Here is a 26,521-nt window from a genome sequence, read left to right on the forward strand (position 1 = left end):
AGTCGTCTGCCGGTCAGCCGTGGGCGACGACGGCCACGGGGACGGCGGCGTGGTGCAGGACGGCGTGCGTGACCGGGCCGATGCGGGCGCCGAGGGTGCTCCGCCGGGTGCCGCGGCCCACCACGACCAGGCAGGCGTCACGCGAGGCGGCGGTCAGGTGGTCGGCCGCCGGCCCGTGCCGGCATTCCTCGACGACCTCCACGGAGGGGTACTTCTGCCGCCAGGGGCGGAGGAGATCGCGGAGGGCGGTGGCTTCCCGGCCGGACAGCTGGTCGTGGAATCCGGGGTCGGCGGCGAGGCCGAAGGCGTAGTAGGGCGGTGGGTGCCAGCCGTGGACGACGCGCAGGGCCGTGGCACGGTGGGCGGCCGCCTCGAAGGCGAACCCGAGGAGGGCGGGATCCGGTTCGCGCTCGGTGGCAAGTCCCAGGACCACGGGCCGGTAGGGGGTCGCGGCCGACGGAATGCCCGCCGGGTCCATCCGATGCTCGTCCGCGGCCTGCTCCCCGGCGCGGACCAGGACCACCGGCCGCGTGGCACGCGCCACCACGGCCTGGCCGACCGAGCCGACCAGGAATCCGGTGATGCCGCTCAGACCGCGGGAGCCGAGGACGAGCAGTTCGGCTTCTCGCGCCAGTCCGGCCAGCAGGATCGCGGGCGGCCCGGAGAGGTCTTCCGCGGTGACCTCGACCCCCGGGTGGCGCAGCCGCAGCCCCTCGGCCGACTCGCGCGGCACCTTCCTGCTCCAGCGCTGCTGTGTCTCCGCGCCGAGCAGTGGCGCCTGCACGGTCGGCTGCGGCAGGGGCTCCCACACATGAACCAGTCTCAGCGGCAGCCGACGCAACTCGGCCTCACGGGCCGCCCATTCGGCCGCTGCCTGGCTCTCCGGCGAGCCGTCCAGGCCCACCATGACGGGCTGGGTCACGGTATCCACCTCCTGAAACCGCTTGTGCCCCAAGCGTGATCCCGGCCGGACCGGCCGTGCAGGGGCCACAGGTACCTGACTGGGGCCGACCGGCCCCTCACGTACGTACCAGGGGGCCGACGGCCGCTCCGCAGGCCCCCGTCAGGCACCGTCGACGAGGACCCGCCGGGCCGGGCGGCGCGGAGTGGCCGGCCCCTGCGGGCCGTACCCCAGGCGGATCACCATCTGGGCCCAGCCGCGCCGGGCGCTCACCGGCGGCAGGAGCCGCAGCCGCAGGTCGGGCCATTCCAGCGCCTGATGAAGGAGCGATGCCCGCAGGCCGTGGGCGGTGGCCACGAGCAGGACGCGTTCGAGGGCCTGTCCGGCGCGCAGCCAGTCCGCCCGGCGGTCGTGGCCCGTGGAGAGCACCGCGACCGTCGGCCGTTTCTCGAAGGGCCGGGCGGACAGCGCGGCCGGATGCCGGTGGGCGCCGAAGTCCCGCATCGGCAGCAGCTCCCGGAAGTCCTGCCGGCCCAGGGCCTCCGGCGGCATCCCCAGGTCCGTGAGGTGGGGGCCGAGCACCCAGCTCCGGCTCTCCGCGGCCCTGTCGGGGTCCGCGGTGTTGCGGTGCTCGGCCTCCCTCGTGATCCGGAGCAAGCAGTCGGTCGCGTCCCGCGCGGGAAAGCTCAGCAACGCGCCTTCGGCGTGGGCGGCATCCCTGAGCTCGGCCCACACCTCCGGGGGCAACGGCCGGTCCGAGAAGGGCAGCCGGCTGCTGTGCCGACGCCACACCGCGTCGTACAGGCGCCTGGGTGAGGTAGCCCTCAGTCTGCCTCCCAACCGCACGGCGGCGAGCAGATCGGGCTCATCCGGCCTGGGCAGCAGGCGGAAGACCGGTTCCCGGCCGGAGTGCGCCACCGCCAGCCGCAAGTTGAACAGGGCGCAGCCGACGGAGAGATGCAGGGCCCGCCCGGTGGGATCGGTGTGCCGCAGGCCGCGGGCCGCGGCGGCGCGGATCTCCAGCGTGACGGTGTCCGGGTCGAGCCGGAAGCACCACGGCTGGGTGTTGTGGATCGAGGGGGCGGCCACTGCGGCGGCGACGAGCGCCTCCAGGGTCGTGTCGTCGAGAGTCGGAGACTTCATCGGGAACTCCTCCACGCCGCGTGTCGCGAAGACGACGGGTTTTCGGCGGCCGTTCCCGGCGTACGGGGTTCCGGCGGCCGTTCCCAGCGTGCGGCGGCCGTACGGGGCCCGAGGAGGGGCCGGACGGCCCGCACCCGTGCCGAGTGGCCCGGACGGGGGCCGCCTCGCGGACCGGCGTGCCCGGTGCCGACCGGCCCGTCGTCACCACGTGCGTCATGGGGCCGGTCGGCCCCTGTCAGGTACCTGTGGCCCCTGCCCGGCCGTCGCGGACGGGATCACGCTGGGTTCAAGAGCGGTTCCAGGAGCTGGACACCGGGAGTTCGACGCGCCGGGAGCTGACCGCCGTGTACCGCCCCGTCGTGATGGGCCGTCCACGACGAGACCCCGACCGCCCGCGATCTCGGCCGTCCACGATCTCGACCGTTCGCGATCTCGACACAGGAGAGTGACGACGATGGAACTGCCCCTGGTGGTGGGCGTCGACGGATCCGAAACCAGTCTGCGTGCCGTCGACTGGGCCGTGGGCGAGGCCGCGATGCGCGGCGTTCCGCTGCGGCTGGTGTACGCCTCGCTGTGGCATCGCTACGAGGGGCCCGCGTTCGCCGGGGAGGTGCGTGTGCCCCAGGAAGCGCCCCAGGCCGATGCCGTCGTCGATGCCGCGGCGGCGCGCGCGCACCGCCGTGACGCGGATGTCAAGGTCTCCACCGAGGTCCTGCACGACGAGCCGGTGCCCGCGCTTCTGGTCGAAGGGCGCAACGCGTGCGCGCTGGTCCTGGGGTCGCGCGGGCGCGGCGGCATCGCCGAGCTGCTTCTCGGTTCGGTGTGCCTCGCGGTCGCCGCCCGGGCCGACTGCCCTGTGATCGTGCTCCGCGGCAGCCACGACAACCGTGCGAAGCCCGCGTCGCGCGGGCGCCTGGTGGTCGGAGTCGGCGACCCGCTGGAGAGTGCGGCGGCCGTGCGCTTCGCCTTCCAGGAGGCCCGGTACCGCGAAGCGCCCCTGACGGCGATACGTGCCTGGCGGTGCCCCGCGCACGAGACGACCGACCACCCGCTCCTGGTGGGCGAACCGGCCCGGCTGCACGAGGAGCAGGCGGCAATGGCCCTGGAAGCGGCGCTCCGGGACGTCTTGGAGGAGGTGGAACTGCACCGGCGTACCGCCGAGGGCCCCGCTCACAAGGTGCTTCTTGCGGCCTCGGCCGACGCCGACCTGCTGGTGGTGGGCGCACGGCGCAGGCACGGGCGCTTCGGACTCCAGCTCGGCCGGGTCGCCCACGCGGTCCTGCACCACTCCGCCTGCCCGGTCGCCGTCGTGCCGCAGAGGGTGTGAGCCCCCGTGCGCGGCTGCCGCGCACGGCCCACCAGCCCGGTGGCCGGTGAGCTACGTCCACGGGACACGCGGCTCGAACCGGAAATGGCCGACACCTTTCCCCATGACCACGTCTGGACCAGGGAACCCGGCACCGACCTGCCCGGGATCACCGTCCGGGCCCGCCCAGCCCGAACGCCGACCGGCCACCCGACTACCCGCACCCGAACGCCTGAAACTGCTGGGGCCCCTGGGACACCAGGGCTCCCTGAAACCCCTACGAAGCAGAGGAGTTCACCGCCATGACCACACGTGTCGGCATCAACGGCTTCGGCCGCATCGGCCGCACCTACCTGCGCGCGGCACTGGAGCGAGCGGACGCGGGGACGCAGGACGTCGAGGTCGTCGCCGTCAATGACGTCACGCCGCCCGCCACGCTGGCCCATCTCCTGGAGTTCGACTCGACGTTCGGCCGGCTCGGCCGCCCGGTCGGCCACGACGACGGTTCGATCACCGTCGACGGGCGGCGGATCATCGTCACCGCCGAACGCGACCCGGCCGCCCTGCGCTGGGCCGACCACGGCGCCGAGGTCGTCGTGGAGTCCACCGGCCGGTTCCGGGACCGCGATTCGGCCGCCCTGCATCTGAAGAACGGCGCCCGTACGGTGCTGCTCTCGGCGCCGGGCAAGGACGCGGACGCGACCCTCGTGATGGGCGTCAACGACGACACCTACGACCAGGAGAGGGACCGCATCGTGTCGGCGGCCTCCTGCACCACCAACTGCGTGGTTCCCATGGTGAAGGTCCTGCACGAGGCCTTCGGCGTCGAACAGGGCGTGATGACCACCATCCACGGCTACACCAACGACCAGTCCTTGCTGGACGGCCCGCACAAGGATCTGCGCCGGGCCCGCTCGGCGGCGCTGAGCATCATCCCGACCAGTACGGGTGCGGCCCGCGCCGTGGGTCTGGCGCTGCCGGAGCTGGCGGGCGCCCTGGACGGCATCGCCGTCCGCGTGCCGGTGGAGGACGGCTCGCTGACCGACCTCACGGTGGTGCTGGGCCGCGCCGTGACGGCCGATGAGGTCAACGCCGCCTTCGTCGAAGCCGCCAACGGCCCGCTGAACGGCATCCTGCGGGTGTCCAAGGCCCCCATCGTCTCCCGCGACGTCATCGGGGACCCGGCGTCCTGCGTCTTCGACCCCGCCCTGACGCAGGCCAGTGGCACCCTGGTCAAGGTCTTCGGCTGGTACGACAACGAGTGGGGCTACACCAACCGGCTGCTGGACCTCACCGCTCTGGTGGCAGAGCGCTGATGGGCACCGACCGGAGCGGTAGGGCAGCCGTGCCCCGTGCGCTGCGCGGGGCGGCGGCGGCGGTCTTCGACACCGACGGTGTGATCACGGACTCCGCGCGGGCGCACGCCGCCGCGTGGAAGACGGCCTTCGACGCCTTTCCCCTCCTGCGCGGCAGGCGCCCCTTCGACGTGCGGGACGACTACCTCCGGTACGTCGACGGCAAATCGCGCCTGGACGGAGCGCGGGCCTACCTGGAGTCCCAGGGGCTCTCCCCCTCGCAGGAGGAGGTCCGGGCCGTCGCCGCCGACAAGGAGCGGCTGTTCACCGAGCGGTTGCGCGAGCACGGGATCGACCCCTATCCCGGCACCGTCCGGCTGCTGGCCGTCCTGCGCTCCGCGGGCCTCGCGACGGCCGCCGTGTCGGCCTCCCGGCACGCGGTGGAACTCCTCGCCCACGCGGGAGTACGCGATCTCTTCGACGCCCTCGTGGACGGCTCCGAAGCCGCCCGGCTCCAACTGCCGGGCAAGCCCGACCCGGCGCTGTTCCTGGAGGCGGCGCGCCGCCTCGAAGTCCCCGCGGCACGCACCGCCGTCGTCGAGGACGCGCTGGCCGGGGTCGAGGCGGGCCGCCACGGCGGTTTCGGCCGGGTGATCGGCGTGGACCGGACCCACACGCCGGACACCCGCGCCGCGCTCCTGAAACACGGAGCGGATCTGGTGGTCGACGACCTCGCGGAGCTGCTGGACCCGGAGGCGGTGGACGGGTGACGGGCTCCGGGCGGAAGGCCCGCCCTGGCCCGGCCCCGGAGCCTTCGATGAGCACGAGGAGTGAGGCCCGATGACGGACGAGCAGCCGCCGCACACCGGTTCGGAACCGACCGAGACCCCCCGCAGCGACATCGGCCGCCGGATCGCCCGGCGGCGCGCCCAACTCGGCCTCACGCGGCAGGAGACGGCGGAGCGCGCGGGAACGACCCCCGGCTACCTCCGCCACCTGGAGGAGCACCCCACCGCCGATCCGGGTCTCGGCGTGCTCATCCGGCTGGCAGGCGCCCTGCACACCAGTGCCGCCGCGCTCCGCGGCGGCGGGATCGACGTGCCGCCCGGCCTCGGCAAGGCGGCACGTCACCCCGTCCTGACGGAACTGAGCGCCGAGCAGTGCCGGGCGCGGCTGGGCAGCCACGGCGTGGGACGGCTCGCGGTGTCCACGCCCGAGGGACCGGCCATCGTACCCGTGAACTACACGGTGATCGACGGCGCGATCGTCTTCCGGACCGCACCCGGCTCACCGCCCGCCGCGGCCGTCGGGACGTCGGTCGCCTTCGAGGTCGACCACATCGACGAAGCGCTCAGCCGCGGCTGGAGCGTGCTGGTCCGTGGCCGCGCCGGAGCCGTGACGGACGCCGAGGACGTGCGTCGGCTGGCCGACCGGTCCTACTCCAGGCCCTGGGCCGGCGGTCCGCGCGACCTGTGGGTGCGGCTGGAGCCGGACACCGTGAGCGGACGCGAGACTGGGGAGCGGGACTACCCGGCGGACGACATCGGGTGAAGCAGTGGGCGGAGGCGGTGTGGACCCATGAAGAAGGCGACCTACGAGCGTGAGCTCTACCGTCTGCAGACGGAACTGGTCAGGCTCCAGGAGTGGGTGCGGGCCGAGGGAGCACGGCTCGTCGTGGTGTTCGAGGGGCGTGACGCGGCCGGCAAGGGCAGCACCATCAAACGGGTGACGGAGCATCTCAACCCGCGGATCACGCGCATCGTCGCCCTGCCCGCCCCCACCGAGCGGGAACGCACCCAGTGGTACTTCCAGCGCTACACGGAACATCTCCCCGCCGCGGGAGAGATCGTCCTGTTCGACCGGAGCTGGTACAACCGCGCGGGTGTCGAGCACGTCATGGGTTTCTGCACGAAGGCCGAGCACCAGCGCTTCCTCCACCAGTGCCCCATCTTCGAGCGTCTGCTGGTGGAGGACGGCCTGCTGTTGCGGAAGTACTGGTTCTCGGTGAGCGACGCCGTCCAGGAACAGCGCTTCCGCCGTCGGCTTCAGGACCCCACGCGGCGCTGGAAACTCTCGGCCATGGACCTGGAGTCGATCACCCGGTGGGAGGCGTACTCGCGGGCCAAGGACGAGATGTTCGTCCACACGGACATACCGGAAGCCCCCTGGCACGTGGTCGAGAGCGACGACAAGCGCAGCGCACGGCTGAACATGATCGCTCACTTGCTTTCGACCATCCAGTACCACGCGGTGCCGCCGCCTCGGCTCAGCCTGCCGCCCCGGCCTCCGGACACGGGATACGAACGCCCGCCGCGCGACCTCCAGTCGTACGTCCCCGACCACGCCGCCGGGCTGGAAGGGTGAGCGCGCGGGGCGCCTCCCCGGTCAAAGCCGGGGACCAGGGGACCCGTTCGCCCCGATCGTCGCGGCGAGACCGTCGGGGACGGGCAGGGTCGCGAGGATCTGGAACTCGTGGTCGAGCCGGCACAGTCGCAGTATGCGCAGGGTCATGGGGCGGGTGGCCACCACCTTCAGTCTGCGGCCGTCTCGCCGTAGTGCCTCGTGCGCGTCGCACAGCACGCCCAGCAGGCTCGCGTCGATGAAAGTGGCCGGCCGCAGATCCACGATCAGGTCCCGCTGCGGGCACTTTGCCAGATTCCGGAGACAGAGCGTCAAACGCTCGGCCGGAAGCACGTCGAACTCCCCGTGGAGCTCGACGACAGCAGCTGTCGTGTCGAACCTCTGCTCTATCCGGAACAAGTCGTGGTGCTGGTACATGAGTCAGCTTCCTCGCCGCATCGTGTGATCAGGAGGAGACGGCAGAACCCCGTCGGTGTACACCGTCAGCGCTCGATACGCCGCGCTGTGGTGCGTGAGCGATACGACTTCTGTCCGGGACGGATCGTCAGCTGCCTCGTCACTATTGCCGCTGTCATGTGCCCTCACACAGCTTTAATCGGCCAATCTTCCGGTTCGCGCTCGGGCGGCTCGAAGTCGGCCAGAACACCGTAGTTGTCGCTCACCTGCACGCCGGAGACGGACTCGTGGAGGAACAGCTCGCACGCGGCCACCCGCAGGTCGGACCGTGCGGTCCGCAACGTGCCATGACGTGGTCGACGCGCCGCCCCGGCGCCGGCGGCATGTCCCCCGCGCGTACGCATTGCGCGGGCTCACGTGCCGAAGCCGCCCCGCCCCGCCCCTCCGCGAGGATCTCCTCGGCCAGCGCCGCCACGGCCCTGGCCTGCGCCTCACGCTCGGCCTCGAAGCCGTAGGGCCAGCTGTGCGTGTGGGGGACGAGGAGAACGCCGCCGAGCGGCTCCGCGTACTCCACCTCGGCGGCGACGACACCGCACCAGGGCGTAGGAGCGGTCCGGGCGGAGACCTGGAGGGGGTCGGAGCGCACGTGGCCCAGCGGGGCACGACCGCGAGCAGCGCGCCGACGCCTCCAGGGCCGTCCCGCGACGTACGGGGGTGCGCAAGCACGTGCCGGCCGTCCGCGGCCAGTCGCCGCGCGTCCTGCGCGACCACTTCCTGAAGCGCCAGCACGTCCGGGGCGCCATCGGCCGCGGCGTCGGCCAGGACGCGACGGCGTGCGGGGCCGTCCGCGTACCGGGGGGTTCGAGGACGTTCATCGTCAGCACCCGCAGGGCGGTCACGGTCATGTTGAGGACTCCTTGTGCCGTCTGCCGCCGAGGACGCCGGTGCGGAGGTCAGCCGGTCCTGTTCTCGTCGAAGTCGCCGGTCAGGGCGTCGATCTGGGCGGCGAGACCGGGATGCGGGCGTTCCACGTACGAGCGGGTCGCGTTCAGGGGGTCGATCAGGGCCGCCGGGTCGTCGTCGGCGAGAGCGGCGTCGAGGCGGCCGAGCGGGACCCGCGCACCCGGCGGAAGTCCGGTGACGGCCGCGACCTGGCCGGCCAGGCGCCGCAGCGCTGCCGCGTTGTCCCGGGCCCAGGCGGTGCGGTTGCGGTCGGCGGCGCGGCGCCGGCGGGTGGCCTGCACCCGCTGTTCGCCCGTGCTGCCGGTCGGCCCGGGGCGCTGGCGCAGGTAGCGGCGCTCGGCGGCCTGGCGGCTCGCGACCCCCAGGGGCTGGGCGAGGTCGGCCCAGCTGGCTCCCGCGTGTCGGGCGGTCTCGATCAGGCCCGCTTCCCACGCGGCGAGTTGCTCCCGGACTTCCCGCAGCAGCAGGAGTGAGGCCAGGGCGTCCTCCGGGTCGGTGCCGTCGGCGGGTGAGGCGTCCGCGCCGTCCTGCCGGGCGACCTGGAGGGCGTCACGGATGGCTTCCAGGGCAGTGGCCGCGGCCGGGAAGGACGTCGGGTTCTGGTTCTCGACGGGGCGGTCTCCGGGTCCGTGCGGTGGATTCGGCGGGCCGGTCGCTGCCATGGGGAGCCTCCTTCGTGGCGTCACTTCGGGGCGTCACTTCGTAGCGTCATCGCTTGGACGACATCGAGCTTGTCATCCATTGGACGACATGCTACAACCGAAGGCAGGTGAAGCGCATTGGCAGTTACTGCCCGAACCTTCAGGAGGTGTTTCGCGATGTTGATGCGCACCGACCCCTTCCGCGAGCTCGACCGCATCGCCCAGCAGCTGGTCGGACCCGGCACGTGGTCACGGCCGTCCGCGATGGCCATGGACGCCTACCGCGAGGGCGACGAGTACGTGGTGGTCTTCGATCTGCCCGGCGTGACCGCGGAGGCGATCGACATCGACGTGGAGCGGAACATGCTGACCGTCAAGGCCGAGCGCCGACCGGTCACCAAGTCCGAGAACGTCCAGATGGAACTGTCCGAGCGGCCCCTGGGCGTGTTCTCCCGCCAGATCGTGCTGGCCGACGCACTGGACACCGAGCGGATCACGGCGGATTACGACGCGGGGGTCCTGACCCTGCGTATCCCGATCGCCGAGCGGGCCAAGCCCCGCAAGGTCTCCATCGGGAGCGAAGGGTCCCGCAAGGAGATCCGCGGCTGATCCGGGAGCACCGACGCGTGGTGCGGAGGACGGGCCGAGCATCCCCCGGCTCACACTCCGTCCTCCGCATCCCCGCCCCGCCCCCGCGCACGTGGTGACGCCCGGCCCCGCCCATCTCGCACGACCGCCCGCATGGACGGGCCACATCCACCACGCCCCGCATGCCACGACGACCCGCATTCACGACGAACAACCCCTCCCCGACAGCCCCCCGCGACGAGAAAGGCGCGCACCCAGCGATGTTCGAGCGACCCGAATCCACCCGGCCCCTCCCCGCGATGACCTTCCCGCAGATGCTGGAGAAGGTCCGCTACGAAGGGGCCTATCCCACCCGGGAGCGGGCCGAGGAAGCCGTCCGGCTGGTCCTGGGCGGGCTCGGCAGGCAGCTGGTCGGGGACGAACGCGTTGAACTGGCCGCCCGGCTGCCCCTGGAGGCGGCCCGTATCCTCACCGCACAGATCCCCGCCGCCGAGCCCCTCACCGGCTGGGGCTTCGTCAAGGATCTCGCCACCCGGGCCGGGGCGAGCCTCGCCACCACGCGCTGGGACACCGGCGCGGTCCTGGCCGCCGTCAGCGCCCTGGCGGGCCCCGATCTCCTGACCCGCATCCTGGACCAGCTCCCCGCAGGCCACGCCCTCCTGTTCGGGCGGGCCGAGCTGATCCAGGCCGCGTGAGCAGGCTGCTGCACCCAGGGGCACGGGGCCCAGGGACACGTGCCGCGCCGAGGTGTCTCAGGGTTCGACGAGGAGAGCCGTGATCAGTCCGTCCATGTTCAGGGCCGCGCTCTCCTCGGCCGCGGGCAGCAGGGCGTACGTCTCGCGGATGAACCTCTCGACCGGCGCCCGCTCCATCTCGCCGAGGACGCGTCCGTTCGGGGACGTGAGGACGATCATCACCGTGTGACGTCCCGTCGGCCGGATCACCACGTCCCCCTCGCCCACTTGCGCGCGAAGCCCCGACGCCAGCAGCTCTCTGGAGAGCACCCAGGTCGTCGGGGCTTTCTTGGCGGCGGGACGCGGGAAGGTGAGGGCCACCGCCAGCGGGTCCTTGGTGGTGTACGTGAGGGTCAGTTCTGCCTCGAGCACGAGGTCGAGGGCGTCTACGCGCAGGTGGGACGCGACGGGGCAGGTGAGGCTGGAATCCATGCGGACGGGGTTCCCGGTAGTCGCGCATGCATGCGGAGCAGATCACAAAGGGTTGCTCATGTGGCGCAAGCTGACGCCGGAACCCCGTCCGTCACCACATCCGTCAAGCGGACAGCCGGGCGTCGTCCTGCGAGCTCACGCCGGCGAGCTGGCCCCGGGCCCAGGCCACGGCCGCCTCGGGAGTCCGCGTGCCCGTCGAGACGCACAGGGTGTACGCGACGTCGTCCAGCCTGCGCCGGACGTCGGGCGAGTCCTCCCGGGCCTGCAGATCCCGTAGCGACACGTACGTCTCGAGCAGGGTGTGCAGGAACGTGGGGTGAGGCCTGAGCACTGGGTGCTCCTTTCGTTCGATGCGTGGAGCCATGGGGGGGCAACGAATCGCCGTTGGCTGTCCCCATGTGCCCGCGTGGATGATCGGTAAGCGCAACCACGGGGAAGTTGTGCTCGCGTTCACAAACTCGCGGGAGCCGCACCCACGCCGGCAGAAGGCGGCGCCCACGCCCCGGGCGCCGCCCTGCCACCGCTCCGTCCGTCCCGCTCAGTACGCGCTCGTCGGCATGGACCTGCCGAAGTACGTGTACGGGTCCTTGGAGAGCCCGGCGGTCGCCGCCGAGAAGCTGACCGCGCGGGACGAGGGGTTCACGCCACCGGCGGACCCGCCCAGGCTCCACAGGGCGCCGTTGCTGGTGTTCTCCATGGGAGCGGCGGCGGCCAGATCGGCGTGGCCGTCACGGTCGGTGTCGGTCAGGCGCACGGCCGAACCGAAGCGGTCGTAGGGCTCGTTCGCGCCCGGCACGCCTGCGGTGTCCTGGTGCACGACCTGCGATCCGGTGCCGGTGAGGCCGCTCGCCGAGCCCCGCAGGATCACGACCTCCCCGGCGTTGGGGACCGAGCCGACGGTCTCGAACTCGACGCCCACCGCCACGTCGGCGTATCCGTCGCCGTCCACGTCGCCCGCCGCGACCGCCTCGCCGAACGTGTCCTCGGGCTCGGTGGCACCGGGCACACCGGCGGTGTCCTGGGTGAGGGTGCGGCCGCCGGTGGGCTTCAGGCCGTCGGCGCCGCCCGCGTAGGAGATGACCGCGTTGTCGTCGGGAGAGCCGAGGATCAGGTCGTCCTTGCCGTCGCCGTCGAAGTCCCCCGTGGCGGCCGCGTGGGCCTCGTCCGGCAGCGTGGTGTACGCGCCGGCCGCCCCCGGGTAGACGAGCGAGGCCCCGTCGTAGCTGCCGTCCTTGTCGTAGCGGCCGCCGACCACGAGGTCGTCCTTGCCGTCCCCGTCGAAGTCCCCCGCCGCCAGCGAGCGGTAGTAGTCCGAGCTGTCCGCGACGATCTCGGTCTTCAGCTCGCGGTGGCCCGCGGCACCGGACTTGCCGATCCCCTTGAAGATCCACACGTCGTCGCCGCCCGTGCCGACGGCCAGTTCGGGGTGTCCGTCGCCGTCGAAGTCGCCGACGGCGAGACGGTTGCCGAAGAGGTCGTGCGCGGCCGGTGCCGGGTCGGCGAGCGTCGTACCGCCGTCGATCCCGGACTTGGAACCCCACAGCACGGCGACGGTGCCGCCTTCCACGTCGGCGTCGACCTTCTCGCGCGGGGTGCCGGTCACGACGTCGGTGTAGCCGTCGCCGTTCAGGTCACCGGTGGCGACGGCCGATCCGAACCGGTCGTCCTCTTCGGCGGCACCGGGCACGCCCGCCGAGTTCTGCGTGACGATCTGGGTCCGGCCGGCCGAGATCCCGGCGGAGGAACCGGTGTTCACGACGATCGCACCGGCGCCCCGGACGCCCGCCACACCGGCTTCGGACGTGGTGACGAGGTCGCCGTAGCCGTCTCCGTTCACGTCGCTGCGGCCGTCGGGAGCGGCGGCGGGCGCGGCGGACGCGGTGTGTGCGGGGACGGCCACGAGAACCCCGGCCGCGAGGGCGACGGCAAGGGCGGGGGCGGTGCGGGAGCGGTAGGGGTGGCGCATGGACTCTTCTCTGTCGGTCTGTACCGATTCTTGATCGGTGTCTCCGTCGCTGCCTCGTTCACCGGCTCTGGCGGTGATCGGTGTCCGGGGGACCAGCAGCAAGAGCAAGACCCTCATCCTGCTCGAAAAGTTGTACGAGGTGAGGGCGAAATTGCAGTTCCCGGCGGAGCTCCGTCCGGCACAATCCCCCCATGGAGATTGCCGAGCACCTCGACGTCCTCGCCACCGAAGGCCGGTTGCTGGCCCGCGCCGCCGAAGCGGCGGGGACCGGCGCCAAGGTGGTCACCTGCCCCGAGTGGACCGTGCGCGATCTGCTGCGGCACACGGGGGCGGTGCACCGGTGGGCCGCGGCGTTCGTCGCCGACGGCCACGACTCGCCGCGCCCCATGGGCGACCCGCCGGACCTGGACGGCGCGGCCCTGATCGACTGGTACCGCCAAGCCCACGGGGACCTGGTGGCCACGCTGCGGGCCGCCGCACCCGACGTGGCGTGCTGGGCGTTTCTGCCCGCGCCGTCCCCGCTCGCCTTCTGGGCGCGGCGGCAGGCGAACGAGACGGCGGTCCACCGCGTGGACGCCGAGTCCGCGCGCGCGGGCGCCTTCTCCCCCATCGGCACGGAGTTCGCCGCCGACGGGATCGACGAGCTGCTGCGCGGCTTTCACGCCCGCTCACGCAGCAGGGTGCGTACGCGGGAACCGAGGATCTTGCGCGTACGGGCGACGGACACGGACGCCGAAGCCGTGTGGACCGTGCGCCTCTCGCAGGAACCGCCCGTCACGGAGCGGGGCGACGACGGCCCGGCCGAGTGCGAACTGTCGGGACCCGCGGACCGCCTCTACCTCGCGCTGTGGAATCGCGCGCCGTTCCCGCACGTCACCGGCGACACCGCGCTCGGTGAGCTGTGGAGCGAGACGTCGGGCGTGTGAGGAGGAGCGCAGGCATCCGCTCGTAAGCCTGGACGGGCCGGGCGCCTACGAGTCGGTGGGGGCCAGCATGCGTGCGAGCACCGCCCGCTGGAGCGGCCGCACCTGCTCGTGCAGGTGGCGCCCCTTGTCGGTGAGCACGACCCGCACCCCGCGCCGGTCCTCGCTGCACATGGCACGCTCCACCAGGCCGTCCTTCTCCAGGCGGCCGATGAGGCGCGACAGCGCGCTCTGGCTCAGGTGCACCCGGCCCGCGATGTCCTGGACGCGGTAGGCGCAGTCGCCGTCCGCCGCGGCGCCCTCGGACAGGACGTCGAGGACTTCGAAGTCGCTCGCCCCGAGGCCGTGTTCACGCAGGGCGCCGTCGAGTTCACACAACGTGCGCGCGTGCACCGCGAGGATGTCGCGCCATTGGTCCACGAGCCCTTGCTCGGCCTTCTTCGCCGCCATGACATCGCACGGTAGCAGAGAACACGAACTTTGTTGCATCGGAATTAAATGCACTTGCACTCAATGCATGTGCATGTACTGTCCTCCGCATGACTTCTCCGCTCACAGCTGCCTCCGCGTCCCCGGAGCGCTGGTCCCCGCGCCTGTGGGGCACACTGCTCGTGCTCTGCGCCGCGATGTTCCTCGACGCCCTCGACGTGTCGATGGTCGGCGTCGCGCTGCCCTCCATCGGCTCCGAACTGAACCTCTCCACCTCGACCCTCCAGTGGGTCGTCAGCGGCTACATCCTCGGCTACGGCGGCCTCCTGCTCCTGGGCGGCCGGGCCGCCGACCTGCTCGGGCGGCGCCGCGTCTTCCTGATCGCACTCGCCGTCTTCGCGCTCGCCTCGCTGCTCGGCGGCTTCGTCGACTCGGGCCCGCTGCTGATCGCGAGCCGCTTCATCAAGGGCCTGAGCGCCGCGTTCACCGCGCCCGCCGGCCTTTCGATCATCACCACGACCTTCGCCGAGGGCCCGCTCCGCAACCGCGCGCTCACCATCTACACCACCTGCGCCGCCACCGGCTTCTCCATGGGCCTCGTCCTGTCCGGGCTGCTCACCGAGGCCAGCTGGCGCCTGACGATGCTGCTGCCCGCCCCCATCGCCGTCATCGCCCTCGTCGCCGGGCTCAAGCTGATCCCGCGCAGCGCCCGCGAGAAGAACACCGGCGGATACGACGTGCCGGGCGCCGTCACCGGCACGGCGGCGATGCTGCTGTTCGTCTTCACGGTCGTCGAGGCGCCGGAAGCCGGCTGGGCCTCGGCCCGCACCCTCCTGTCGTTCCTCGCCGCGGCCGTGCTGCTCGCCGTCTTCGTACGCATCGAACTGCGCACCGCGCACCCGCTGATCCGGCTCGGCGTCCTGCGCGCGGGGCCCCAGCTGCGGGCGCAGATCGGGGCGATGACCTTCTTCGGCGGCTACGTCTCCTTCCAGTTCCTGGCCACGCAGTACTTCCAGACCCTGCTGGGCTGGTCCGCCCTGGAGACCGCGCTCGCCTTCCTGCCCGCGGGCGCGCTGGTCGCGCTGTCGTCCACGAAGGTCGGCTCGGTGATCGACCGGTTCGGCACGCCGCGGGTCATCGTGGCGGGCTTCGTCCTGCTCGTCGCCTCGTACGCGCTGTTCCTGCGCGTCAGCCTCACCCCCTCCTACGCGTCCATGGTGCTGCCGTCGATGATCCTGCTCGGCTTCGCGTGCGCCCTGGTCTTCCCCTCGCTCAACATCCAGGCCACCAACGGCGTGGACGACGACGAGCAGGGCATGGTCTCGGGCCTCCTGAACACCTCGATCCAGGTGGGTGGCGCGATCTTCCTCGCCGTCGTCACGGCGGTCGTCACCGCTTCGTCCCACGGAGCCGACGCCTCACCGCAGGCCGTGCTCGACAGCTACCGCCCCGGCCTGGTCGTCGTCACGGCGATCGCCGTCGCGGGGCTCCTGATCACCCTCACCGGACTGCGGACACGCCGTACGCAGCAGACGATCCTCGTGGTGAAGTCCGTGCAGCGAGAGGCGGACGAGGAGCGGGTGGCCGTACGGGACTGACCGTGGCGGAAGGACACCTCCCTACCGGCCTCCGGCGGTCAGCTCCTTGTCCGCCGGGGGCCGGCCCGTGACACTCGGGAGATGGGGCGAAGGACACAGGCACAGCGGGACGCGGCCACCGTCGAGACCTGCTTCGCGCTGTTCGTCGCGACGAGCCTCGCGGGAGCCGCCTTCTTCGCCGTGACGGCGCCGGTCCACCTCTTCGGCGTCACCTCACCCTCGGAGCACACGCTGACCCGGGTCGGCGCGATCGTCGCGGCCACCGTCTTCGTCGTGTCCGTGGTCACGGTCCTCATCCGGTTCCGCCGGACGCGTCAGCCGAGCCAGCCGGGGCGCACCAAGCCCGATTCGTAGGCCAGGACGACCAGTTGGGCCCGGTCGCGGGCGCCGAGCTTCACCATCGTCCGGCTGACGTGCGTCTTCGCGGTCAGCGGGCTGACGACCAGACGGCGGGCGATCTCCTCGTTCGACAGACCGATGCCGACCAGGGCCATCACCTCCCGCTCCCGCTCGGTGAGTTCACCCAGCGGCGCCGCGCTCGCGGGTTGTTTGGAGCGGGCCGCGAACTCGGCGATGAGGCGACGCGTCACGCCGGGCGAGAGCAGCGCGTCACCGCCGACCACCGCACGGACGGCACGCAGCAACTCCTCCGGCTCGGTGTCCTTGACGAGGAAGCCCGAGGCCCCGGCACGGATCGCCTCGAAGACGTACTCGTCCAGCTCGAAGGTGGTCAGCATGACCACCTTGACGTCGTTCAGGTCCGGGTCGTCGGTGATCCTGCGGGTCGCCGCGAGCCCGTCGAGCAGCGGCATGCGGATGTCCATCAGGACGACGTCGGGCCGCAGTTCCCGCACCGCGCGCACGGCTTCCTCGCCGTCCGCCGCCTCGCCCGCCACCCCGATGTCCCGCTGGGCGTCGAGCAGTGCCTTGAAACCGGCCCTGACCAGCGACTGGTCGTCGGCGAGCAGTACGCGGATCACTGGTCCTCCTGGGGTGCCGTGCGGGTGGGCAGTACGGCGGTGACCCTAAAGCCCCCGCCCGGGCGCGAGCCCGCCTCGATCGTGCCGTTCAGGGCGGCGGCGCGCTCCCGCATCCCGGCGAGTCCGTTGCCGCTGCCGCCCGCGTCCGCGCCGGTGGCGGGGCCGTCGTCGTCCACCCGCAGGGTGAGCGCCGCCGCCTCGTACCGCACCAGCACGCGCGCGTGCCGCGATCCGGAGTGGCGTACGACGTTGGTGAGGGCCTCCTGGACGATGCGGAAGGCGGCCAGGTCGACGCCGGGCGCCAGCTTTCCGCGGGCCCCCTGCGTGTCGACGTCGACGGTGAGCCCGGTGCTGCCCGCCTGCTCCACGAGCTCGGGCAGCCGGTCCAGCCCCGGAGCCGGGGCGCGGGGCGCGTCACCGGGCGTGCGGAGGGTGCCCAGGACCTGGCGCACCTCCCCCAGCGCCTCCTTGCTCGCGGCCTTGATGGTGGTCAGCGCGGTGCGGGCCTGTTCGGGGTCGGAGTCGAGCAGCGCGAGGCCGACGCCCGCCTGGACGTTGATCACGGAGATGCTGTGCGCGAGGACGTCGTGCAGTTCGCGGGCCATGCGCAGACGCTCCTCGTCGGCCCGCCGCTCGGCCGCCCGCGCGCGCTCCGCACGTTCCTTCATCCACTGCTCACGCCGTACGCGGGCCAGTTCGGACACGGCGACGACGGCGACGACCCAGACGGCGACGACGGTTTCCTCGCCCCAGGTCCGGGCGGTGTCGCCGTCCGGCGGCAGCCACCGGTAGAGCCAGTGCGCCACCAGCAGATGCCCCGCCCACAGCATCGCGACGGCGCCCCACGCGGCGCGGCGGTGCCCGGCGACGACCGCGGCGAAGCAGCCGACGGCGACGGTGATGAGGACGGGGCCGTACGCGTACCCGGCACCGAGGTAGACCAGTGCGGTCCCGGCCGTGAAGTACGCGACCGGGACGGGACGGCGGTGGCGCAGCAGCAGCGATGCCGTGCCCGCGAGCAGGAGGAGCCGGGCGTAGAGGTCGAGCGGCTGCCGGTCGAGCTGGCCCTCGGCGGCGTACTTGCTGCCGATCTGCACGAACAGGGTGATCGCCAGCGTCGTCGGCCACGGCAGCCTGCCGGCGGCGCCCGCCTCGTGGCGCTGGTGCCACCAGGGCGGCCCGTGCCGCCACGCCGCGGGTCCGCCCCAGGGCAGGGGCGGTCGGCCGCGCCCGTGTTCGCGCTGCTCATCCATGACGGCCACGCTAGACCGCGCGGCGGGCGAGGGGCGTCAGCCGTGCGTGGCGATCACGCGTACTCCCGGGGGAGTACGTACGCGCTTGGCCGTGCGTGCGGCTCGGGTGCGGGGTGAGTGGTGGTGGCGGGCGCGGCAGGTGGGGTGGATGGGGTGATCGTGGTGGGCGTGGTGGGGAGGGTGGGCGGGCGTGGTGGGGGGCGTGCGCGGGCTTACTTCTGGTCCAACAGGCCCACCCCGTGGGCGAGTTGCGTGACCGCGTACGCGAAGAACTCGGCGCGGTCCTCCACGACGCGGTTGAACTGGCCGAACACCTCGAAGCTCACCAGCCCGAACAGCTGGGACCACGCGGCGACCAAAGCCGTGGCCACCGCCGGCGGCAGATCGGGGGCGAGATCGGCGGCGATCCGCTCGGCCTCGGCACGCAGCCCGTCCGGCAGCGGCAGCACGGCCACGCCCCGCCCCTGATGGGCGTCGCGCACGATCCCGATGAGCAGCAGCCCGACGCGGGCCGCGGCCTGGATCGTGGAGGCGGGCGCGCTGTAACCGGGGACGGGCGAGCCGTAGATCAGCGCGTACTCGTGGGGTCGGTCGAGCGCCCAGGCCCGCACGGCCTCGCACGTGACGGTCCAGCGGCGCACGGGTTCGGCCGACGCGACCTCGGCGTGCGCGGCTTCGGCGGCGGCGCCGAGGGAGTCGTAGGCGTCGATGATGAGCGCGGTCAAGAGGTCGTCGCGGCTGGGGAAGTAGCGGTAGAGGGCGGAGGACACCATGCCGAGCTCGCGGGCGACGGCGCGCAGGGAGAGCTTGGCGGCGCCGTCGGCGGCCAGCTGTCTGCGTGCCTCGTCCTTGATCGCGGCGGTCACTTCGACTCGGGCGCGGGCCCTGGCCCCGCTGGTGGCGCTGCTCATACCGGCAGTGTGCCACGGAATGGGAGCGGTGCACCAAAACGAGAGCGGCGCATAAATTCGAGAGCGGCGCTTAACTTCGAGAGCACTGCTCTTGAAATGGAGCACCCGTCTCGTGCACACTGCTCTTAAGCGAGAGCAGTGCTCTCGGAAATAACTCCGACTCTGGCGGTCACCATGTCCTCGTCACCCTCCGCATCCTCTTCCTCCTCCTCCTCTTCCTCGACCTCGACCTCCCCCTACTACCTCCAGGGCAGCCCGTTCGCCGTGCGGCTCAACAGCGTGATCGGCTGGCTGGCGCGGCGCGGTATCAGCCTGATGGGCTCGGCCGAGCTCTCCGTACGGGGGCGCAAGAGCGGCCAGATGCAGCGCATCCCGGTCAACCCGTTCACGTACCAAGGCGCGCAGTACCTGGTCTCGGCGCGTGGGCACTCGCAGTGGGTGCGCAACATGCGCGTGGCCGGCGGGGGCGAGCTGCGCGTGGGGCGCAAGGTGCGCGCGTTCACGGTCGAGGAGGTCCCGGACGCCGAGAAGCTGCCGCTGCTGCGCGGCTACCTGGAGAAGTGGGGCTGGGAGGTCAACCAGTACTTCAAGGGCGTCACCGCCAAGTCCACGGACGCGGAGATCGAGGCGGCCGCGGGCGACCACCCCGTCTTCCGCGTCACCGTGACGAAGTGACGCCACCACCGGGGCACAGGGAACAGCGACCCCACCGGCCGCCCGCGACCCCGGCCACCCGCGGCCCCGGCCGCCCGCCGCATGCCACCCAGAAGCGGCTCCCACCCACGAGCGGCCGCCGCCCACCAGCAGCAGCCGCTCGAAGGCGGGCTTCCTACTTGTCGAACGCGCTCAGCGCCCGCCCCGCCAGCGGATGGCTCCGGACCAGTTCGCCGAGGGTCGTCGAGCCACGGGTGATCCGCGCGAACGCGTTCCACGCGGGACGGAAGCCGGTGAGCGCCGCGTGCAGCGTGCCCGGGCGGCGCTCGAAGACGGTGAGCATGCGCCGCCCGACGCTCATCTCGACGCCGAGACCTGCCTTGATCGCGAAGGCGTAGTTCAGGGCCTGGCGGCGGGCGTCGACCGCGTCGTGCGCCTCACCGATCCGCACCGCCCACTCTCCCGCGAGCCGGCCCGAGCGCAGCGCGAACGAGATGCCTTCGCGGGTCCATGGTTCGAGCAGCCCCGCCGCGTCACCGCACACCACGACCCGGCCGCGCGAGAGCGGCGAGTCGTCGCTGCGGCAGCGCGTCAGATGCCCGGAGGAGATGCTGGGCTCGAAGCCCGCGAGCCCGAGGCGGGCGATGAAGTCTTCCAAGTACCGCTTGGTGGCCGAGCCTTCGCCGCGGGCGGAGATCACGCCGACGGTGAGCGTGTCGCCCTTGGGGAACACCCAGCCGTAACTGCCCGGCATCGGACCCCAGTCGATGAGCACCCGGCCCGCCCAGTCCTCGGCGACGCTCTGCGGCACCGGGATCTCGGCCTCCAGGCCCAGGTCCACCTGGTCGAGCTTCACCCCGACATGTGCTCCTATGCGGCTCGCGCTGCCGTCGGCACCGACCACCGCACGGGCGAGCACCGTCTCGCCGCCCTGGAGGACCACCGCGACCGTCCGCCGGTCGGGGACCGAGGAGCCGTGCTGCTCCACGCGCGCGACGGTGACGCCCGTGCGCACCTCGGCGCCCGCCTTCTGGGCGTGCTCGACCAGTTGCTGGTCGAACTCGGGGCGGTTGATCAGCCCGAAGAGCATCTGCTTCGAGCGGCGGGTGCGGGTGAACTTGCCGTCCAGGGAGAACGTCACCGCGTGCACCCGGTCCCTGAAGGGCAGTTCGAACCCGGGCGGGAGCGCGTCACGCGAGGGGCCGATGATGCCGCCGCCACACGTCTTGTACCGGGGCAGTTCGGCTTTCTCCAGGACGAGGACGCTGCGTCCCGCGACGGCCGCCGCGTAGGCCGCCGATGCCCCGGCGGGCCCTGCTCCCACGACGACGACGTCCCACACGTACTGCGCGTCGTCCGCTGAGTTCTCGCTGCTCACGTTGGTCTACCGCTCCCGATCCAGCTGTTGGCCGCGCTTTCCAAGGCATCCTACGGCGGGCACCTCGGCCACCCTCCTGTGGGAGGATCACAACACCCACAGACGTACAACGTCGCACCCACGAGGAGCGTGCCAATGTCGCCGAATCCGATCGCCGAGACCGTCGCCTCACTCATGCCGAAGACGAAGGCGGAGCTCACCGAACTGGTGGCCTTCAAGTCGGTGGCGGACTTCGATCAGTTCCCCAAGAGCGAGAGCGAGGCCGCCGCCAACTGGGTGGCGGACGCGCTGCGCGCCGAGGGGTTCCAGGACGTGGCCCTGCTCGACACCCCGGACGGCACCCAGTCGGTGTACGGCCTGCTGCCCGGCCCCGAGGGCGCTCCCACGGTGCTGCTCTACGCGCACTACGACGTGCAGCCGCCCCTCGACGAGGCGGCGTGGACCACCCCGCCGTTCGAGCTGACCGAGCGCGACGGCCGCTGGTACGGACGCGGCAGCGCCGACTGCAAGGGCGGCGTCCTGATGCACCTGCTCGCGCTGCGCGCCCTGAAGGCGAACGGCGGCGTCCCGGTGACCGTCAAGGTGATCGCGGAGGGCTCCGAGGAGCAGGGCACGGGCGGCCTTGAGCGGTACGCCGAGCAGCACCCCGACCTCCTCACGGCCGACACGATCGTCATCGGCGACGCGGGCAATTTCCGCGTCGGCCTGCCGACGGTCACCGCCACGCTCCGCGGCATGACGCTCGTGCGCGTCCGTGTCGACACCCTTGAGGGCAACCTGCACTCGGGGCAGTTCGGCGGCGCGGCTCCCGACGCGCTCGCGGCGCTGGTGCGGGTGCTCGACTCGCTGCGCGCGGAGGACGGTTCGACGACGGTCGACGGGCTCACCGGCGACGAGGTGTGGGACGGGCTTCAGTACGAAGAGGCCGATTTCCGCAAGGACGCCAAGGTCCTCGACGGCGTACGGCTGATCGGCGAGGGCACGGTCGCCGACCGCATCTGGGCGCGCCCCGCGGTCACGGTGCTCGGCATCGACTGCCCGCCGGTGGTCGGCGCGACCCCGTCCGTACAGGCGGCCGCCCGGGCGCTGATCAGCCTGCGGGTGCCGCCGGGCGTGGACGCGGCCGAGGCCACCAAGCTCCTCCAGGCCCACGTGGAGACGCACACCCCCTGGGGCGCCCAGGTGACCACCGAGCAGATCGGGCAGGGCCAGGCGTTCCGCGCGGACACCACGAGCCCGGCGTACGCGGCGATGGCGGAGGCCATGGGCGAGGCGTACCCGGGCGAGGAGATGCAGTACGCCGGGCAGGGCGGCTCGATCCCGCTGTGCAACACCCTGGCCGCGCTCTACCCCCGGGCGGAGATCCTCCTGATCGGCCTGAGCGAGCCGGAGGCGCAGATCCACGCGGTCAACGAAAGCGTGTCGCCGCAGGAACTGGAGCGCCTCTCGGTCGCGGAGGCACTGTTCCTCCAGAAGTACGCGACGAGCTGAGCTCCACGCGGTCGGCAGTAGAGGGCGCGCGGTCGGCAGTAGGCGGCGGGCGGACGGGAGTCGGGGGCGCGTGGCCCGCGGTGAGCGACCCGCGGCGCGTGGCCCGCGGTGAGCGGCCGGGATCGAGCACCGCTGCCGACCGGGCGGCCGGCCCGGTGGTGTCGACCGCCCGTCACTGGCGGCCGACGGGAACCCCCGCCTCCAGGTAGAGGGCGACCCCGCGCTCCCGCGCACGCAGGGCCCAGCGCAGGCGTTCGTACCGTACGGGGGGCAGCAGCAGCGCCGCCTCCTCCTCGGTGACGAAGCGGCAGTCGCGGAGTTCGGGCCCCGGCAGCAGCATCCGGCGTGCCTCGTCGACGGCGAGGCTTCCGCCGTCGAAGAGGAACCGCATGCCTCCGTAGCCGGGGGGCAGGGGCGGCTCCCAGTCGACGACGAGGAGCCGGGGCGCGTCGGCGAGTTGGATGCCGGTCTCCTCGGCCACCTCGCGCATGCCCGCGCGCGCGGGCGCCTCACCCGGTTCGACGACACCACCGGGGAACTCCCAGCCGGCCTTGTACGTCGGGTCGACGAGCAGCACCCGGTCGCGCTCGTCGAAGAGCAGCACGCCGGCCGCGAGCGTCTCCGCCGTGGGCGCCGGCGTCTGCACGATGTCGCAGATGGACGCGGCCCCGGTGCGTACAGCGTCGGCGACGCGCTCGGCGGTCTCCCAGGGGGTGAGTCCGCCGGTGTCGATACGGTGGGCGTCGGCACCGAGCCAGCCCGCGAGCGCGACGCGGTAGGGCTCGATGTGGTCGAACGACCACTGCCGTACGCGTACCTCGCCGGCCGGGATGTCCGGGACGGGGCGTTGGGATATTCGCTCGCGCAGGATCGTTTCGTCCGGGGTCAGGACGACGTGTCGTACGGCGATTCTGCGTGAGGCGAGGCCGCCGAAGATCTCGTCGCGGTAGTCCTGGCGCAGGAGGGTCATGGGCACCACGAGGACGCCGCCGACCTCGGCGAGCAGCGCTGCCGCCGTGTCCACGACGAGCCGCCGCCACAGCGGCAGATCCTGGAAGTCGCTCACCTCGGCGAGGCGCTTGGGCGGCAGCAGGTCGCGCAGTCCGCCACCGATGACCTCAGGGTCGAAGAGTGTGCTGTTCGGGATCAGCTCGATCAGTTCCCGTGCGGCGCTGGTCTTGCCCGCACCGAACGCGCCGTTGATCCAGACGATCACGGTTCCCCCTCTTCTGTTGGCCCCCTGTGGCTTGCCCGCAACACCCTGCCACGGAAACCAGGCCCTGATGAGGCCGCCGTTACAGGCACCGAGAGACGCCAAGGAATGTCAAGCACTTGGCACTCAATTCACCCCATCGGGTGGCAGTCGCCCTGCATGAATCGTTCCCTCACTACAGGACGGAGCCTCCCCCGCTAGCGTGATCCGTCTGGCGCCCCAGCCCCTGGTGACCTCCTGAATCCGGCTCTTCCGACGCATCGCGCTCACGCGAGGGTCCGGCCGATGTTCGATCCTGGGGGGACTCGTGCAAATCGACGCACTGAACGAATTCGCTTTCGAAGACTCCGACCTGCAGCCGCGCGTGTACGGCCACAACGGCGCGGTCGTCGTCGAACTGCACGGCGAGATAGACCTGTTGGCCTACCAGCGGATCTCCCCGCTCCTCGATCCCATCACCGGCGGCACGGCGACCACCGTGGTCATGGATCTGACCCACACCACGTTCTTCGACTGCTCGGGCCTCGGCCTGCTGGTCCGCGCCCGGCGCCGCACGACCGCGAGAGACGCCCGGTTCGCCGTGGTCTGCACGCACCCCCTGACGCTGCGCATCCTGCGCCTCACGGGCCTCACTCCCATGCTGTTACCCGTGAGCACGCTGGAGGAGGCATTGCGGGAGAAGTGAGTACGGCCGAAGGGAGCGCGACGACGGAAGGGTGCTGCGGGGTCCGGGCAGCATCAAAAGCTTGCCCTGCGCATGCCATGGGCGGTAGCAGTCGCGCACGATGCATATATGCATTCCTTTCACACCCCGTGTGAAAGGAATGCTCACCGTGGCTTGGCTGCGGGCCCGGCGACGCGGGCACGGTTGGGCCACCTGGTCCGGGTGTACGCGTGGAAGTGGTCGCCGGGGTGGCCCTGGCCGAGGGTGCAGTGCAGGACATCACCGGGCCTCTCGTCCCAGCACAGGCCGGGAATCTCACGGGCGTACTTCGGGGCTTTCATGCGGAGCGCTCCGTCTGCCGGGGGTCGTCGGTGGCCACGCCCCGACACTCTCAATCCGGCCGCTCGGCGCGGAACACGACAGCCCGTGACACGGACCGGATCATGCGGACGGCCGCCCCTACGCCCCGCTCATCACACCGGGCAACGCTTTCCTCCACCGCCCGGGCCGGCGGCTCCGGCCGAACGCGAAGGCGTGGCCGCGCGGCGGGCGAGGACCGCGGCGAGCCTGTCGGTCGTAGCGGGCAGGAGGCGGTAGTACACCCACGTCCCGCGACGCTCGGAGTCGATCAGTCCGGCCTGCTTCAGCAGCTTGAGGTGGTGGGAGATCGTCGGCTGCGACAGGTCGAAGGCCGGCGTCAGATCGCATACGCAGATCTCGCCGCCCTCCCGCGAGGCGATCATCGACAGCAGCCTGAGCCGGACCGGGTCGCCCAGGGCCTTGAACACCTTGGCCAGCTGGACGGCTTGGTCCTGATCCATCGGCGCGGCCAGCAGGGCGGGGCAGCAGCGGCCCTCGTCCTGCCCGAGCACCACAAACTCTTGTTTCGACATGTTTCTATATTGACAGTTCTCAAACCAACGCGCATTGTTGCATCGAGGAACGTCGATACAGCCCCTGCAGCCCACACAGCCGACCGCGAACCCTGGCCCCTGGCCCCTGGGTCCGCCACGAAGGAGCGACCGCCATGACCGACGCGATCAACGCCACCGAGACCTCCGCCCAGAGCGGCGCGGACCTGCAAGAGACCGTCCGGCAGCGCTATGCGGCAGCAGCCGTGCAGGTGGCCGAGGGCGGCAGCTCTTGTTGCGGGCCCGACGCCATCGAGGTCGACGGCAACTTCGGCTCGACGCTCTACGCCGCCGACGAGCGCGACACCCTGCCCGCCGAAGCTGTCGCCGCGTCCCTGGGCTGCGGCAACCCCACGGCCGTCGCCGACCTGCACGAGGGCGAACGCGTCCTGGACCTCGGCTCCGGCGGCGGCATCGACGTCCTGCTCTCGGCCCGCCGGGTGGGCCCCACCGGCAAGGCGTACGGCCTGGACATGACCGAGGAGATGCTCGCGCTCGCACTCGAGAACCGGCGCAAGGCGGGAGCCACGAACGTCGAGTTCCTCAAGGGCACCATCGAGGCGATCCCGCTGCCCGCGAACACGATCGACGTGGTCATCTCCAACTGCGTCATCAACCTGTCCGTCGACAAGCCCGCGGTCTTCGCCGAGATGTTCCGCGTCCTGGCCCCCGGGGGCCGCATCGGCATCTCCGACGTGGTCGCCGACGACACCCTGACCCCCGCCGAGCGCGCCGAGCGCGGCGACTACGTCGGCTGCATAGCCGGCGCGCTCTCCTTCACCGAATACCGCACGGGCCTGGAAGCGGCAGGCTTCACCAACGTAGAACTCACCCCCACCCACCCGGTCGCCACCGACATGCACTCGGCGACAGTCCGCGCCACGAAGCCCAAGTGATGTCCGAGCCAGCCGGTCGCGAGCGCTCCCGGACACCCGTCTCCGGATGTTGCGAACGCGAGATCGTGTCTGATTGCGGTGGGCGAGTTACGGCGCTCTGGCTTCGCTTCCGACCCTCAACTTGGCGCTTTCGGAGGGTGATCGAGCACCTGCGTCACCCTTCCGAGTGAGTCAGTTTGCAGGCGTCCCGTGACAAGGTGATCTGATGCATCGTTCTTGATGTGGCCGTTCATTCCGCGGATCGAATACGCCCGACGAGAGAGCGAGGACTATCACTCCCCACGCTTCCAGACGATCGGGTTCGCAGGCGAGGAGAGGTAACCCCCGTGGTCGGTATGACGCTAGCTCCCATAGTTTCGAGTGTGGTGACCGTGCTCGCGGCCGCGTGGATGATCATCGTCGGCCGAAAACTCGTGTCCGCCGCTCGCGACAGCGCGAGGTCCGCCGCGGAAGCGGCGAAGTCAGCAGAGGACACCTCGAATCTCGCGGTCTGG

The 26,521-nt window shown here is 71.9% G+C and carries 30 protein-coding genes; 14 read left to right on the plus strand and 16 right to left on the minus strand.

Going from position 1 to position 26,521, the window contains the following annotated elements:
• Window positions 1-13: 13 nt before the first annotated feature.
• Both QBL25_RS06915 and QBL25_RS06920 read right to left on the minus strand, forming a co-directional pair.
• Window positions 14-922 (minus strand): universal stress protein, encoded by a 909-nt coding sequence (locus tag QBL25_RS06915; RefSeq protein ID WP_409056109.1) that lies wholly within the window; start codon window positions 920-922, stop codon window positions 14-16.
• A 141-nt stretch (window positions 923-1,063) separates the two neighbouring features.
• The gene (locus tag QBL25_RS06920; protein WP_409056110.1) at window positions 1,064-2,044 is read right to left on the minus strand and encodes an Acg family FMN-binding oxidoreductase; all 981 of its coding nucleotides are present in this window, start codon (window positions 2,042-2,044) and stop codon (window positions 1,064-1,066) included.
• Window positions 2,045-2,498: 454 nt separating this feature from the next.
• Between QBL25_RS06920 and QBL25_RS06925 the strand changes: the two genes are divergently transcribed.
• From QBL25_RS06925 to ppk2, 5 genes are all read left to right on the plus strand, one after another.
• Window positions 2,499-3,371 carry a universal stress protein gene (locus tag QBL25_RS06925; protein WP_409056111.1) on the plus strand — a complete coding sequence of 291 codons (873 nt, stop codon included), beginning with the start codon at window positions 2,499-2,501 and terminating at the stop codon, window positions 3,369-3,371.
• Between the two features lie 281 nt (window positions 3,372-3,652).
• Window positions 3,653-4,666, plus strand: a complete 1,014-nt coding sequence (gene gap / locus QBL25_RS06930; protein WP_409056112.1) for a type I glyceraldehyde-3-phosphate dehydrogenase — start codon at window positions 3,653-3,655, stop codon at window positions 4,664-4,666.
• A complete protein-coding gene (locus tag QBL25_RS06935; RefSeq protein WP_409056113.1) occupies window positions 4,666-5,415 on the plus strand; it encodes an HAD family hydrolase in 750 nt (249 codons plus the stop codon). Before gap ends, QBL25_RS06935 begins: the two co-directional genes overlap by 1 nt.
• Window positions 5,416-5,485: 70 nt before the next feature.
• Entirely contained in the window at window positions 5,486-6,196 is a 711-nt protein-coding gene (locus tag QBL25_RS06940; protein ID WP_409056114.1) for a helix-turn-helix domain-containing protein, read from the plus strand.
• Window positions 6,197-6,223: 27 nt separating this feature from the next.
• On the plus strand, window positions 6,224-7,009 hold the full coding sequence (ppk2, locus tag QBL25_RS06945; protein ID WP_409056115.1) for a polyphosphate kinase 2: 786 nt from the start codon (window positions 6,224-6,226) through the stop codon (window positions 7,007-7,009).
• 21 nt (window positions 7,010-7,030) lie between these two features.
• Here the strand turns inward: ppk2 and QBL25_RS06950 are convergent, their stop codons facing one another.
• From QBL25_RS06950 to QBL25_RS06960, 3 genes are all read right to left on the minus strand, one after another.
• Window positions 7,031-7,423, minus strand: coding sequence for an STAS domain-containing protein (locus QBL25_RS06950; RefSeq protein ID WP_409056116.1), 393 nt, complete (start codon window positions 7,421-7,423; stop codon window positions 7,031-7,033).
• Window positions 7,424-7,664: 241 nt separating this feature from the next.
• The gene (locus QBL25_RS06955) at window positions 7,665-8,048 is read right to left on the minus strand and encodes a hypothetical protein (RefSeq protein ID WP_409056117.1); all 384 of its coding nucleotides are present in this window, start codon (window positions 8,046-8,048) and stop codon (window positions 7,665-7,667) included.
• 307 nt (window positions 8,049-8,355) lie between these two features.
• Complete coding sequence (locus tag QBL25_RS06960) at window positions 8,356-9,027, minus strand: type III effector protein (protein WP_409056118.1); 672 nt, start codon at window positions 9,025-9,027, stop codon at window positions 8,356-8,358.
• Window positions 9,028-9,183: 156 nt separating this feature from the next.
• Here QBL25_RS06960 and QBL25_RS06965 point away from each other — a divergent pair, with 156 nt between their 5' ends.
• Both QBL25_RS06965 and QBL25_RS06970 read left to right on the plus strand, forming a co-directional pair.
• A complete protein-coding gene (locus QBL25_RS06965) occupies window positions 9,184-9,615 on the plus strand; it encodes an Hsp20/alpha crystallin family protein (RefSeq protein ID WP_409056119.1) in 432 nt (143 codons plus the stop codon).
• A 239-nt stretch (window positions 9,616-9,854) separates the two neighbouring features.
• A complete protein-coding gene (locus QBL25_RS06970; protein ID WP_409056120.1) occupies window positions 9,855-10,289 on the plus strand; it encodes a DUF2267 domain-containing protein in 435 nt (144 codons plus the stop codon).
• Window positions 10,290-10,346: 57 nt separating this feature from the next.
• On the opposite strand, the gene QBL25_RS06975 is transcribed toward QBL25_RS06970, so the two are convergent.
• The 3 genes from QBL25_RS06975 to QBL25_RS06985 form a co-directional block, all read right to left on the minus strand.
• The gene (locus tag QBL25_RS06975; protein WP_409056121.1) at window positions 10,347-10,760 is read right to left on the minus strand and encodes an SsgA family sporulation/cell division regulator; all 414 of its coding nucleotides are present in this window, start codon (window positions 10,758-10,760) and stop codon (window positions 10,347-10,349) included.
• Window positions 10,761-10,863: 103 nt separating this feature from the next.
• Window positions 10,864-11,091, minus strand: coding sequence for a DUF5133 domain-containing protein (locus tag QBL25_RS06980; protein ID WP_409056122.1), 228 nt, complete (start codon window positions 11,089-11,091; stop codon window positions 10,864-10,866).
• Between the two features lie 207 nt (window positions 11,092-11,298).
• Complete coding sequence (locus tag QBL25_RS06985; protein WP_409056123.1) at window positions 11,299-12,726, minus strand: FG-GAP and VCBS repeat-containing protein; 1,428 nt, start codon at window positions 12,724-12,726, stop codon at window positions 11,299-11,301.
• A gap of 191 nt (window positions 12,727-12,917) precedes the next feature.
• Here QBL25_RS06985 and QBL25_RS06990 point away from each other — a divergent pair, with 191 nt between their 5' ends.
• Window positions 12,918-13,652 (plus strand): maleylpyruvate isomerase family mycothiol-dependent enzyme, encoded by a 735-nt coding sequence (locus QBL25_RS06990; RefSeq protein ID WP_409056124.1) that lies wholly within the window; start codon window positions 12,918-12,920, stop codon window positions 13,650-13,652.
• 45 nt (window positions 13,653-13,697) lie between these two features.
• Here the strand turns inward: QBL25_RS06990 and QBL25_RS06995 are convergent, their stop codons facing one another.
• Window positions 13,698-14,099 (minus strand): MarR family winged helix-turn-helix transcriptional regulator, encoded by a 402-nt coding sequence (locus QBL25_RS06995; protein WP_409056125.1) that lies wholly within the window; start codon window positions 14,097-14,099, stop codon window positions 13,698-13,700.
• An 89-nt stretch (window positions 14,100-14,188) separates the two neighbouring features.
• Here QBL25_RS06995 and QBL25_RS07000 point away from each other — a divergent pair, with 89 nt between their 5' ends.
• The gene (locus QBL25_RS07000) at window positions 14,189-15,676 is read left to right on the plus strand and encodes an MFS transporter (protein WP_409056126.1); all 1,488 of its coding nucleotides are present in this window, start codon (window positions 14,189-14,191) and stop codon (window positions 15,674-15,676) included.
• An 81-nt stretch (window positions 15,677-15,757) separates the two neighbouring features.
• Complete coding sequence (locus QBL25_RS07005; RefSeq protein WP_409056127.1) at window positions 15,758-16,030, plus strand: DUF6332 family protein; 273 nt, start codon at window positions 15,758-15,760, stop codon at window positions 16,028-16,030.
• Here QBL25_RS07005 and QBL25_RS07010 read toward each other — a convergent pair.
• The 3 genes from QBL25_RS07010 to QBL25_RS07020 all read right to left on the minus strand — a co-directional run bounded on the left by QBL25_RS07010 (window position 15,991) and on the right by QBL25_RS07020 (window position 18,820).
• Window positions 15,991-16,656 carry a response regulator gene (locus tag QBL25_RS07010; RefSeq protein WP_409056128.1) on the minus strand — a complete coding sequence of 222 codons (666 nt, stop codon included), beginning with the start codon at window positions 16,654-16,656 and terminating at the stop codon, window positions 15,991-15,993. The genes QBL25_RS07005 and QBL25_RS07010 overlap by 40 nt on opposite strands.
• A complete protein-coding gene (locus QBL25_RS07015) occupies window positions 16,653-17,909 on the minus strand; it encodes a sensor histidine kinase (protein ID WP_409056129.1) in 1,257 nt (418 codons plus the stop codon). Before QBL25_RS07015 ends, QBL25_RS07010 begins: the two co-directional genes overlap by 4 nt.
• A 212-nt stretch (window positions 17,910-18,121) precedes the next feature.
• A complete protein-coding gene (locus tag QBL25_RS07020) occupies window positions 18,122-18,820 on the minus strand; it encodes a TetR/AcrR family transcriptional regulator (protein ID WP_409056130.1) in 699 nt (232 codons plus the stop codon).
• A gap of 174 nt (window positions 18,821-18,994) precedes the next feature.
• Here QBL25_RS07020 and QBL25_RS07025 point away from each other — a divergent pair, with 174 nt between their 5' ends.
• Window positions 18,995-19,495 carry a nitroreductase family deazaflavin-dependent oxidoreductase gene (locus QBL25_RS07025; protein ID WP_409056131.1) on the plus strand — a complete coding sequence of 167 codons (501 nt, stop codon included), beginning with the start codon at window positions 18,995-18,997 and terminating at the stop codon, window positions 19,493-19,495.
• Between the two features lie 154 nt (window positions 19,496-19,649).
• Here QBL25_RS07025 and QBL25_RS07030 read toward each other — a convergent pair whose 3' ends face one another.
• On the minus strand, window positions 19,650-20,852 hold the full coding sequence (locus QBL25_RS07030) for a geranylgeranyl reductase family protein (protein ID WP_409056132.1): 1,203 nt from the start codon (window positions 20,850-20,852) through the stop codon (window positions 19,650-19,652).
• A gap of 135 nt (window positions 20,853-20,987) precedes the next feature.
• Between QBL25_RS07030 and QBL25_RS07035 the strand changes: the two genes are divergently transcribed.
• Window positions 20,988-22,343 carry a dipeptidase gene (locus QBL25_RS07035; RefSeq protein ID WP_409056133.1) on the plus strand — a complete coding sequence of 452 codons (1,356 nt, stop codon included), beginning with the start codon at window positions 20,988-20,990 and terminating at the stop codon, window positions 22,341-22,343.
• 172 nt (window positions 22,344-22,515) lie between these two features.
• Here QBL25_RS07035 and QBL25_RS07040 read toward each other — a convergent pair whose 3' ends face one another.
• Window positions 22,516-23,559 carry an NUDIX domain-containing protein gene (locus QBL25_RS07040; protein ID WP_409056134.1) on the minus strand — a complete coding sequence of 348 codons (1,044 nt, stop codon included), beginning with the start codon at window positions 23,557-23,559 and terminating at the stop codon, window positions 22,516-22,518.
• Window positions 23,560-23,863: 304 nt separating this feature from the next.
• Here QBL25_RS07040 and QBL25_RS07045 point away from each other — a divergent pair, with 304 nt between their 5' ends.
• Window positions 23,864-24,241, plus strand: a complete 378-nt coding sequence (locus QBL25_RS07045) for an STAS domain-containing protein (RefSeq protein WP_409056135.1) — start codon at window positions 23,864-23,866, stop codon at window positions 24,239-24,241.
• Window positions 24,242-24,384: 143 nt separating this feature from the next.
• Here QBL25_RS07045 and QBL25_RS07050 read toward each other — a convergent pair whose 3' ends face one another.
• Together QBL25_RS07050 and QBL25_RS07055 are read right to left on the minus strand one after the other, a co-directional pair.
• Entirely contained in the window at window positions 24,385-24,561 is a 177-nt protein-coding gene (locus tag QBL25_RS07050) for a hypothetical protein (protein WP_409056136.1), read from the minus strand.
• Between the two features lie 132 nt (window positions 24,562-24,693).
• Window positions 24,694-25,113: an ArsR/SmtB family transcription factor gene (locus tag QBL25_RS07055; protein WP_409056137.1), complete on the minus strand. Its 420-nt coding sequence runs from the start codon at window positions 25,111-25,113 to the stop codon at window positions 24,694-24,696.
• Window positions 25,114-25,247: 134 nt separating this feature from the next.
• Between QBL25_RS07055 and arsM the strand changes: the two genes are divergently transcribed.
• Complete coding sequence (arsM, locus tag QBL25_RS07060) at window positions 25,248-26,027, plus strand: arsenite methyltransferase (RefSeq protein ID WP_409056138.1); 780 nt, start codon at window positions 25,248-25,250, stop codon at window positions 26,025-26,027.
• Window positions 26,028-26,521: the final 494 nt, after the last annotated feature.

The sequence above is a fragment of the Streptomyces sp. SYP-A7185 genome (assembly GCF_046103685.1).
GTDB lineage: Bacteria > Actinomycetota > Actinomycetes > Streptomycetales > Streptomycetaceae > Streptomyces.

Excerpts from the sequence above, each read along its gene's own strand:
- QBL25_RS06920 (WP_409056110.1), bottom strand. The coding sequence starts at position 2,044 with ATGAAGTCTCCGACTCTCGACGACACGACCCTGGAGGCGCTCGTCGCC.
- QBL25_RS06925 (WP_409056111.1), top strand. The coding sequence starts at position 2,499 with ATGGAACTGCCCCTGGTGGTGGGCGTCGACGGATCCGAAACCAGTCTG.
- gap (WP_409056112.1), top strand. The coding sequence starts at position 3,653 with ATGACCACACGTGTCGGCATCAACGGCTTCGGCCGCATCGGCCGCACC.
- QBL25_RS06935 (WP_409056113.1), top strand. The coding sequence starts at position 4,666 with ATGGGCACCGACCGGAGCGGTAGGGCAGCCGTGCCCCGTGCGCTGCGC.
- QBL25_RS06940 (WP_409056114.1), top strand. The coding sequence starts at position 5,486 with ATGACGGACGAGCAGCCGCCGCACACCGGTTCGGAACCGACCGAGACC.
- ppk2 (WP_409056115.1), top strand. The coding sequence starts at position 6,224 with ATGAAGAAGGCGACCTACGAGCGTGAGCTCTACCGTCTGCAGACGGAA.
- QBL25_RS06950 (WP_409056116.1), bottom strand. The coding sequence starts at position 7,423 with ATGTACCAGCACCACGACTTGTTCCGGATAGAGCAGAGGTTCGACACG.
- QBL25_RS06960 (WP_409056118.1), bottom strand. The coding sequence starts at position 9,027 with ATGGCAGCGACCGGCCCGCCGAATCCACCGCACGGACCCGGAGACCGC.
- QBL25_RS06965 (WP_409056119.1), top strand. The coding sequence starts at position 9,184 with ATGTTGATGCGCACCGACCCCTTCCGCGAGCTCGACCGCATCGCCCAG.
- QBL25_RS06970 (WP_409056120.1), top strand. The coding sequence starts at position 9,855 with ATGTTCGAGCGACCCGAATCCACCCGGCCCCTCCCCGCGATGACCTTC.
- QBL25_RS06975 (WP_409056121.1), bottom strand. The coding sequence starts at position 10,760 with ATGGATTCCAGCCTCACCTGCCCCGTCGCGTCCCACCTGCGCGTAGAC.
- QBL25_RS06985 (WP_409056123.1), bottom strand. The coding sequence starts at position 12,726 with ATGCGCCACCCCTACCGCTCCCGCACCGCCCCCGCCCTTGCCGTCGCC.
- QBL25_RS06990 (WP_409056124.1), top strand. The coding sequence starts at position 12,918 with ATGGAGATTGCCGAGCACCTCGACGTCCTCGCCACCGAAGGCCGGTTG.
- QBL25_RS06995 (WP_409056125.1), bottom strand. The coding sequence starts at position 14,099 with ATGGCGGCGAAGAAGGCCGAGCAAGGGCTCGTGGACCAATGGCGCGAC.
- QBL25_RS07000 (WP_409056126.1), top strand. The coding sequence starts at position 14,189 with ATGACTTCTCCGCTCACAGCTGCCTCCGCGTCCCCGGAGCGCTGGTCC.
- QBL25_RS07005 (WP_409056127.1), top strand. The coding sequence starts at position 15,758 with ATGGGGCGAAGGACACAGGCACAGCGGGACGCGGCCACCGTCGAGACC.
- QBL25_RS07015 (WP_409056129.1), bottom strand. The coding sequence starts at position 17,909 with ATGGATGAGCAGCGCGAACACGGGCGCGGCCGACCGCCCCTGCCCTGG.
- QBL25_RS07020 (WP_409056130.1), bottom strand. The coding sequence starts at position 18,820 with ATGAGCAGCGCCACCAGCGGGGCCAGGGCCCGCGCCCGAGTCGAAGTG.
- QBL25_RS07025 (WP_409056131.1), top strand. The coding sequence starts at position 18,995 with ATGTCCTCGTCACCCTCCGCATCCTCTTCCTCCTCCTCCTCTTCCTCG.
- QBL25_RS07035 (WP_409056133.1), top strand. The coding sequence starts at position 20,988 with ATGTCGCCGAATCCGATCGCCGAGACCGTCGCCTCACTCATGCCGAAG.
- QBL25_RS07050 (WP_409056136.1), bottom strand. The coding sequence starts at position 24,561 with ATGAAAGCCCCGAAGTACGCCCGTGAGATTCCCGGCCTGTGCTGGGAC.
- QBL25_RS07055 (WP_409056137.1), bottom strand. The coding sequence starts at position 25,113 with ATGTCGAAACAAGAGTTTGTGGTGCTCGGGCAGGACGAGGGCCGCTGC.
- arsM (WP_409056138.1), top strand. The coding sequence starts at position 25,248 with ATGACCGACGCGATCAACGCCACCGAGACCTCCGCCCAGAGCGGCGCG.